Below are 8416 nucleotides of genomic sequence, written 5' to 3' on the forward strand. Positions count from 1 at the left end.
GAATCAGCGGGTCGTCGCGGCCGCCATGGCGGCGCCGGTGAGTTCGACAGACCGCACTCGGTCCTCGATTCGGGTGGCTTGGTGGGTGAGGATGAGTTCGTCGGCGTGAGTGGAGGTGGCGAAGTCCTCGAGGTATTCGCGAACCTCGGTGGCGGTTCCGACGGCGGTGTACTGGGTCATCGAGGCGAGTTGGCGGCCGTTCGGCGAAGCGAGGAATGCGTCGATCTCCGCGTCGGTGAAGTCGGGGCCCGCCGCACCTCGCGAGATCATCATCCGGGTCCGGGCACGGTAGGCGACCGCTTTTTGCTCGGCTGCCTCGTCGTGGTCCTCAGCGGTGAAAACGTTGACTCCGGCCATGACGTATGGCTCAGCCAGTTGCTCGGACGGCCGGAAAGTGTCGCGGTAGACGGCGACCGCTTGGTGCAGGGCGTCCGGTGCGAAATGAGATGCGAAGGCATAGGGCAGGCCGAGCTGCGCGGCGAGCTGAGCACCGAATAGTGACGAACCCAGAATATAGAGCGGCACAACGCCTTCCGCCCGCGGAACCGCCCGCACGCCCGGTACCCGCGACTGCCCTGACAGGTAGCCCTGCAGTTCCAGCACATCCTGCGGGAACGAGTCCGCGGACGAGGGGTTACGGCGCAGCGCGAGCATGGTTTTCTGGTCGCTGCCCGGTGCGCGTCCGAGCCCGAGATCGATCCGGCCGGGGAACAGCGTCTCCAGCGTGCCGAACTGCTCCGCGATGACCAGCGGCGAGTGATTGGGCAGCATGATGCCGCCCGCGCCGAGGCGAATGGTGTCGGTATGCGCCGCGACATAGCCGATGAGAACACTCGTAGCGCTCGATGCGATGGAGGCCATGTTGTGGTGCTCGGCGTACCAGACGCGCCGGTAGCCGCTGCGTTCGGCGGCTCTGGCCAATTCGACGCTGTTGTCGAAGCTGTCACGCGGGGTCTGGCCGGGTGCGATCGAGGCCAGATCGAGAATGGACAGTGCGATGGGCATATGATGACGCTGCCTTTCGGGTGTCAGAGAACACGGTGAAGTTGTTCGGTGAAAGCGCGAATGCGGGCATCGTCACGGCGGTAATACGTCCACTGCCCGCGCCGGGTGGCATGAAGGAATCCGGCGCGCTGCAGAATCGCCAGATGCACCGACATGGTCGAGGCCGAGGTCCCGGCCTTCTGCTGAATGAGGCCGACGCACACACCGAGTTCGGCCGTATCCCCTTCACGCCCAGGGAAGTTCGACTCCGGGTCCTTGAGCCACTCCAGGATGCGCAACCGGGTCTCGTTCGCCAGTGCCTTGCACTCGTCGAGCACGCTCACCATCCTTCGGTATTTCGCTAATTAACGAACTTACGCCGCTGGTGTCGGTCGGGCACCATGACACTGCTCACTGCGTCGATCGTCACCCGGTGGGAACTGCACTGTCAGCGCATCGGGAAAGGCCGAAGGGCGGCACCGATCGGCACACGCCGTCGAAGACTGGCGGCCGAATCATCCAGCACATGCGGCTCAGGCGAGGGGCGGTGTGCGGCGATGCCGAGTTGGAGCGGCAGGGTGGCCCGGTAGCCGTCGGTGTAGAAGTCGGCGAGAGGGGCGCAGCCTTCGCTGCGACCGTGACACTGCCCGGACCGCCGTCGCGTCGACGCCGCGACCGCAACCGTGGTGGCGGCTAGGTACCAATACCGAGCGCTGGTCCGAACTCGCTCGGCCCACGCCGGGTACGAGTGCTCGACGGACGAAGGCGTCTCGGCTCAGCGCTGCGATTCACAACGCTGTCGCCCGGGGTGGTCGGTGCGTGGGCCTGTGTCACCGGTTCGCTCCGTTCACGGCCGGATGTCACGACCGGCGGCTCTGATGGCGCGTCGCAGTCCGTCACGCCAGTGTGGCAGTGGCGTGAGGCCGCAGTCGATCCACGATGAGTTCGACAGAACGGCATTCCGGGGCCGGGTTGCGGCATCTCGGAAATCGGATGTCCGGCAGGGCCGGATCAGGTCCGCGTCGAGTCCCGCCGCTTCGACAGTCGCACGAGCGAATCGGTACTTGGATGCGGCGCCGCCTCCGGTCGCGTGGAGCAGGCGCGGTGGATTCGGGTGCGCGACGAGGTCGAACAGAGCGGATACGAGATCGTCGACGTAGGTGGGGGACGCGATCTGGTCGGTGACGACCGCGACGTTCTCGCCGCGGGAGCATCTCCGTATGAGCGCGGCTGGGAAATCTTGATCGATCCCCGAGTACAGCCACATGGTGCGGACGATCCGCGCATCGGGCAACGCTGCTCGGGCGGCCTGCTCACCTGCCAACTTGGATCTCCCGTACACGCTCGACGGGGCGGTCGGTGACCAGGTCTCCCACGGGCTCGACGCCGACCCGTCGAAGACGTACGCGGTCGAGATGTGCAGCAGTCGCGCTTCCTTGTTCGCGCAGGCTCGCGCCAGCAGTCCCGGACCGATCCCGTTGACCGCGAGGGCCTTATCGGCTTCGGACTCGGCGGCGTCCACACCGGTGTACGCCGCGCAGTTGATGACCACATCGCCTCGGCGGACGGTGTCGTTCAGCGCTGCTGCGTCGGTGATGTCGAGTTCTTTGGATCCGAGGCCGAGCACCTGTCGATCGGCACGACGAAACGGGCTCGTCGCCCTGGTTATACCGCTGCCGAGCAGTCCGTCCGCGCCGGTGACCACCAGCCTGTTCACCGCGTGTCCTCGGGCGAAGTCTCCACGAGCCGGACCGGGGAGCGTCGGTAGCCGGAAACATACTCCCGCAACGAGGCGACCATGTAGTCGGTCATCTCGTCGGTTATGCCCGGGTACACGCCGACCCAGAAGGTGTTGTCGGCGACGAAGTCGCTGGCCGCCAAGTTTCCGGAGATACGGCACTCGATGTTCGAGTACGCCGGGTGGCGGAGGAGATTTCCGGCGAAGAGGCCACGGGTCGCTATTTTGCGGCTTTCGAGGAAGTTGACGAGGTCGATACGGCCGAAAGGCGCGTCCGGCAGTACCGTCAGGGCAAATCCGAACCAGCTGGGATCGCTGTCGGGGGTTGGTTCCGGCAGGCGGAGATGGTCGATTCCGTCGAGGCCTTCGCGAAGCCGCCGCCAGTTATGACGCCTGCGGGCGCAGAAATCGTCCAGTCTGGCCAGCTGGGAGAGCCCGAGCGCAGCCTGGATATCTGTTGCCTTCAGATTGTAGCCGATATGCGAATAGATGTACTTGTGGTCGTATCCGTAGGGGAGGCCGCCTTGCTGTTGATTGAATCTCTTTCCGCATCTGTTGCTTTCTCCCGGCTCACACCAGCAGTCGCGTCCCCAATCGCGCAGAGACTTCACGACACGAGCCGTTGTCAGATCGTTGGTCAGGACGCATCCGCCCTCACCTGTTGTCAGATGGTGTGCCGGGTAGAAGCTGACGGTGGCCAGATCACCGAAGGTTCCGGTAACGCGTGACTGATATGTCGATCCAACTCCATCGCAGTTGTCCTCGATCAGGAACATACCGCGCTCCGCGCACAACGCGGAGATCTCTGCCACGGGAAACGGGTTACCGAGCGTGTGTGCCAGGACGACGGCACGGGTTCTCGGGCCGATTGCCGCCTCCACTGCTTCCGGTGTCGTGTTATATGTAGAGGAATCGATATCTACGAACACCGGTTTCAATCCGTTTTGCAGTATCGGGTTCACCGTCGTCGGGAATCCGGCTGCAGCCGTGATCACCTCATCCCCAGGTCGAAGCCGGGCATCACCCAGTTCCGGGGCAGTCAATGCGGTCACCGCGAGCAGGTTCGCCGATGATCCGGAGTTTGTTAGTCGCGCCTTGCGGAGTCCGATCTTCCTGGCGAATTCGCTCTCGAATCGATGTGCCAGAATTCCCCCCGCGATACGCATATCCAGCGCGGCCTCGACGACGGCGACCCTGTCGTCGTCATCGAGGCAGGCACCGGATGATTGGATCTCGGTGACGCCCGCGACGAAGTGATGCTCGGTTTGTGACTTGTGGAACTGTCGGATTCTCGTCAGTAGATCTTCTCTATCGTTCATTCTGTTTCTCCCGGTGCGAGCTCAGAACGAGATCCCTGAGGTCGTAGGCGAACGCGGATTGTGGCGGGAGTGCCCACATATGTCTTTTGAGCGCTCGCGCGGCCCGCAGATAGGCGGGGTCGTCGAGGGTCAGCCGGCAGGCGGTGTAAACCTCCGAGGCGGTGACGGTCATGGGATCGATGTGGATGCCGGTGCCGAGGGTCTCGCAACGTCGCGCGTTTCCGGGATGATCGGCGAAGAAGGGGAGCACCACGTGCGGGACTCCGTAGGTTATCGTGTCGCGCATCGAATTCAATCCACCGTGCGTGATGAACAGGTCAACGTTCGCCAATACGAGGGACTGGGGGACGTAGGGCAGGACATGGATGTGTGGTGGTAGCGACCGGAAAATGTCCTGGTACAGCGACGGCAGCGAGATTACCGCAGTACACCGGAGCTCCGCCAAGGCCGCGAAGACCTCCCCGTATATTTCGGCCATCCGATCCCTGAACCGCGGCGAGAAGGGTCCGATAGAGCCCAGCGAGAGGTAGACGATCGGCCTGTCGCCGGGCATCGACGTGAACACGTCCGGAAGCAGTTGATCATTGTGACGCACCGGTGGTTCGTGCCGGTAACGGACCAGTGGGGTGTCGACATCGGCGTTATTGAATTCTTCCGGCGTCAGGGAGACCGTGAGATGCCGCAGGATTCCCGGTGTCGACGGTTCCTCCGGAAGCCCGAGCTTGGCCCGCTGAGTGCTCAGAGCGGGCCGAATCAGGTCTTCGTGGAGGTCTCGCACAAGCTGTAGCGGGCCGATATCCACCGTGACGTGCGGTATTCCGAGCACCTCCGCGGCCAGGTAGCCGCCGAATTCCGAGCACTCGTGCAGGACGACATCGGGCCGCCACCGTTCGGAGAGGCTCAGGACGTCTTCCGCGACACGCAGGGCGATCCGGTCGCCGAGGAACTCCGTCATGTACATCCGGTCGAACGCGTCTATGTCCCGATCGAGCAGAAGTCCGAAGATGGCCGCATCGAACTCGCGATCGGCCCACCGCATTCCCACCCCCACGGTCTCGACGCCGTAGTTGCCGCGCAGCCAGGCGCCCCACTTCTCGGGTGCCGCAACGCGAACATCGTGCCCATGCCTGCTTATCGCGTCGACCAGTGTGACCAGTCCGCGGAAGTGGGATTCGAACTGGTTGACGGTCACCAGCACGCGCATGGGATCTGCCCGCGAGAAAGCCATGTCCGCAGCGTGACACATTGGGGCACAAGGACGTACGCGTTTCCACGGAACTGGACCAGCGACGGTGGCAGCTCGGGGGTGTCTAGTGAAGCGCCCAGCGGATCCAATGCCACACCCCCCGGGCGCGCGCTGAAACGTTGTGCGCTCAGCGGGCTACCCGAGTCACCGCCGCCGACCTGCGCAGAGCTGCGGACCTTGCTGCAACCGTCGTGCTAACGGCAGCGGACCTGTAGGTGCCGCGGCCCCCGGATGACTCGCGACGGGCAGTAACGAGCCGGACCAGCCACATCGAGCTCCGGAAACCGTTCGAACAATGCGCGCAAGGCGATCTGGCCTTCCAACCGGGCGAGCCCGGCTCCGACGCAGTAGTGCGGTCCGGCGGCGAACGACAGATGGTCCCGCGCGTTCGAGCGGTTGATATCGAATCGGTCGGGTTCGGCGAACACCGCGGGGTCGCGGTTGGCGGCGGCCAGCAGCGTCACCACCGGCGTGCCCTTGCGCAGTTCCTCGCCCGCCAGGTGGGTGTCCTGCCGGGCTACCCGCACGCTGTATTGCGCGGGAGCCTCCCAGCGCAGCACTTCCTCGACCACCTGGTCGGCGAGATCGAGGTCGGCGGTGAATGCGTCGCGCTGTTCCGGGTTCTGCGTCAGCGCTACGACGGCGTTGCCGATGATGTTGGCCGTGGTGACGAAACCGCCGATGAGCAGCGCCTGGCAGGTGGCGAGCAAACCGGTCCGTGTCATGGACCCTTCCTCCACCGCGCTCGCCATCTTGCTGATCACGTCGTCGCCGGGGTGTTTCTGTCGCTGCTCGACTACGGTGTCGAAATAGTCGGTCAGCTCCGCGAGCAGGAACCGCGTGCGACGGCGTTCGCGGATACCGCGCGCACCGTCGACCGTGGCGCCGAACTCGATACCCCAACGGGCGAACAGGGCATGGTCGTCCGGATCGAGACCGAGCATCTCGCAGATCACTTTGCTGGGCACTTGAAGCGCGAACTCGTCGATGAGGTCGACCGGCTCGGCGCGGTCCAGGCGATCCAGGTGTTCGGCGACGACCTTTTCGATGAACGCCCGGCGAGCCCGCATCTGCTGCGGACTGAACCACGGTGCCACGATTCTGCGGAGGCTGGTGTGCTCCGGCGGGTTCGCGGAGGCGAAGGAGTCATCGAGCGGATGCACCAGTACGTCGGTGCGCTGCCACGAGGGGGGCGTCAGCTTCAACCGGACCGCGGACGTAGGCGCGGCGGCGAACCGGTCGCTGCGCAGCACCTCGTTGCACATCGCGTAGGAAGCTGTCATACACAGTCCGCTGCGCCCGCGCACCAGATCACCGCGCGCGCGCACTTGCTCGTACCGGCCGTGGCCGTCGGCGCCACGCGGTATGGACATCACCTGTGCGACCGGATCGCCCATCGCGGCCGAGACTTCGACCCGTAGCCGCGTCCGATAGAGCCCGCCGATCGTGCGGACATCGGCTACGGCGCTCATGCCTGCACGCTCTGGGGCGACCGGAGCTTCGGCGCCTGGGTGATTCCCCGGTCGCGCAATTCGTCGCGGATGCGTTCGCGCAGCACGAACTTCTTGATCTTGGTCCCGGACATCGGCCATTCCTCGACGAACCGAACGTAGCGCGGCACGCGGTAGGTGGCGATCCGGCCGAGGCAGAAATCGATGATCTCCTGCTCGGTGGCGCTCGCACCGGGTTTCAGCTCGATGAAAGCGGCGGGCACCTCGACGTAGTAGTCATCCGGCGCGCCGACCACCTGCACGATGTGCACGGCGGGATGGCGCAACAGATAGTTCTCCACCTCGGTTGCGGAGACGTTCTCCCCGCCGATCTTGAGCATGTCCTTGAGCCGGCTGACGAAGGTCACCCGCCCGTCGTCGTCGATCGTGCCGATATCGCCGGTGTGGAACCACCCCTCGTCGTCGAAGCAACTCGCCGTCAGCTCGGGGTCGTGCAGATAGCCGTCGAAGCAGTTGGTCCCGCGCAAGAGCAGTGCGCCTTCGACTCCGGGCGCGACATCGAGGCCGGTGTCGGGGTCGACCACACGGCACTCCATGCCGGGCAACGGATGTCCGCCGGTGGTCGTCCGTTGCTCCAGCGTGTCGGACTGATGGTTCAGGGATAGGAAGGAGGTGGATTCGGTCATCGCGTAACAGGACACCTGCACGGCCTGAGGCACCCGGCTCGCCATATCTCGCAGGCGTTCTGGCACACCGACCGCCATCACCAGCCGTAGCGCGGACAGGTCACGGTCGGCGAAATCAGGTTGGTCCAGTACCGGCAGCCAGATGGTTTCGAAACCGGGCAGCGCGATCGTGCTGCGCTGCGCCTCCAGATGGTCCAGCGCGGTGTCGGGTCGGAAGAAGCCGACATGGCAGTAGCGGCAGCCCGCGTAGATGCTGGCGATCGCGAATGCGATACCGCCGATGTGGAACAGGGGCAGTGCGGTCCAGATCCGGTCTTCTTCGGTCAGGAAGAACCGGGTGTGCGCGGTGGCCGCCGCGAAACGGCTGAACGCCTCGTGACTGATCATCGCCCCTTTGGGGCTGGCCGACGTACCGGAGGTGTACATGATCATCGCGGTGTCGCGCACCCGGACCAACTCCTGCCGTCGCCGCACTTGCGCGGGGTCGACACCCGCCGCCGCCATCAGGAAGTCCGTCTCGGACCGGAAATCTGCCGGCGCCTCGTCGGTGTCGAGCAGCACGACATGCTCCAGGGTCGGCACCGTCTGCGGCGTGGGCAGGAAATCGGGCACCGGTGCGGTGGTGAACAACAGGCGCATGCGTGAGTGCGTGACCACTTCGGTCAGCTCGTAGCTCTTGAAGCGCCCGTTGACCGGCACCGGAAGTGCGCCGATCTTCATCGCCCCGAACAGGACCGCGATGGAGTCGCTGCAGTTCGGCAGCAGGATCCCGACGGTGTCTCCGGCCGCGATGCCCAGCGCCAGCATGCCGCGGGCGATCATCTCGGCGCGGTCGGCGAGCTCGCCGTACCCGATCTCGGCGTCGGGAAAGGCGAGCGCGATACGGTCCGGATGTTCGTAGGCTCGTCGATCCAGCAGGTCACCGAGCGTCGTCACGGTGACCCAACGATTTTCGGCAATGGTATTGCGCCCCACGGCGACTCCCTGGCAAT

At 64.9% G+C, this 8416-nt stretch carries 7 protein-coding genes; all 7 read right to left on the reverse strand.

Translation table 11 applies throughout. The features are described from left to right. Nucleotides 1–3: 3 nt before the first annotated feature. The gene (locus ACFU5M_RS05600) at nt 4–1005 is read right to left on the reverse strand and encodes an LLM class flavin-dependent oxidoreductase (RefSeq protein ID WP_379044215.1); all 1002 of its coding nucleotides are present in this window, start codon (nt 1003–1005) and stop codon (nt 4–6) included. Nucleotides 1006–1028: 23 nt separating this feature from the next. Further along, on the reverse strand, nt 1029–1331 hold the full coding sequence (locus tag ACFU5M_RS05605; protein WP_181720243.1) for a helix-turn-helix transcriptional regulator: 303 nt from the start codon (nt 1329–1331) through the stop codon (nt 1029–1031). A gap of 500 nt (nt 1332–1831) precedes the next feature. Beyond that, the gene (rfbD, locus tag ACFU5M_RS05610) at nt 1832–2701 is read right to left on the reverse strand and encodes a dTDP-4-dehydrorhamnose reductase (protein WP_379044220.1); all 870 of its coding nucleotides are present in this window, start codon (nt 2699–2701) and stop codon (nt 1832–1834) included. After that, entirely contained in the window at nt 2698–4041 is a 1344-nt protein-coding gene (rfbH, locus tag ACFU5M_RS05615) for a lipopolysaccharide biosynthesis protein RfbH (protein ID WP_379044223.1), read from the reverse strand. The genes rfbD and rfbH overlap by 4 nt, the downstream gene beginning before the upstream one ends. Then, complete coding sequence (locus ACFU5M_RS05620; RefSeq protein ID WP_379044226.1) at nt 4031–5269, reverse strand: glycosyltransferase; 1239 nt, start codon at nt 5267–5269, stop codon at nt 4031–4033. Before ACFU5M_RS05620 ends, rfbH begins: the two co-directional genes overlap by 11 nt. A gap of 212 nt (nt 5270–5481) precedes the next feature. Beyond that, entirely contained in the window at nt 5482–6759 is a 1278-nt protein-coding gene (locus ACFU5M_RS05625) for a cytochrome P450 (protein ID WP_379044229.1), read from the reverse strand. Further along, the gene (locus tag ACFU5M_RS05630; protein ID WP_379044232.1) at nt 6756–8399 is read right to left on the reverse strand and encodes a class I adenylate-forming enzyme family protein; all 1644 of its coding nucleotides are present in this window, start codon (nt 8397–8399) and stop codon (nt 6756–6758) included. Before ACFU5M_RS05630 ends, ACFU5M_RS05625 begins: the two co-directional genes overlap by 4 nt. Nucleotides 8400–8416 lie beyond the last annotated feature (17 nt).

Origin of the sequence: Nocardia sp. NPDC057455 (assembly GCF_042802775.1) — a bacterium.
Taxonomy (GTDB): Bacteria; Actinomycetota; Actinomycetes; order Mycobacteriales; family Mycobacteriaceae; genus Nocardia.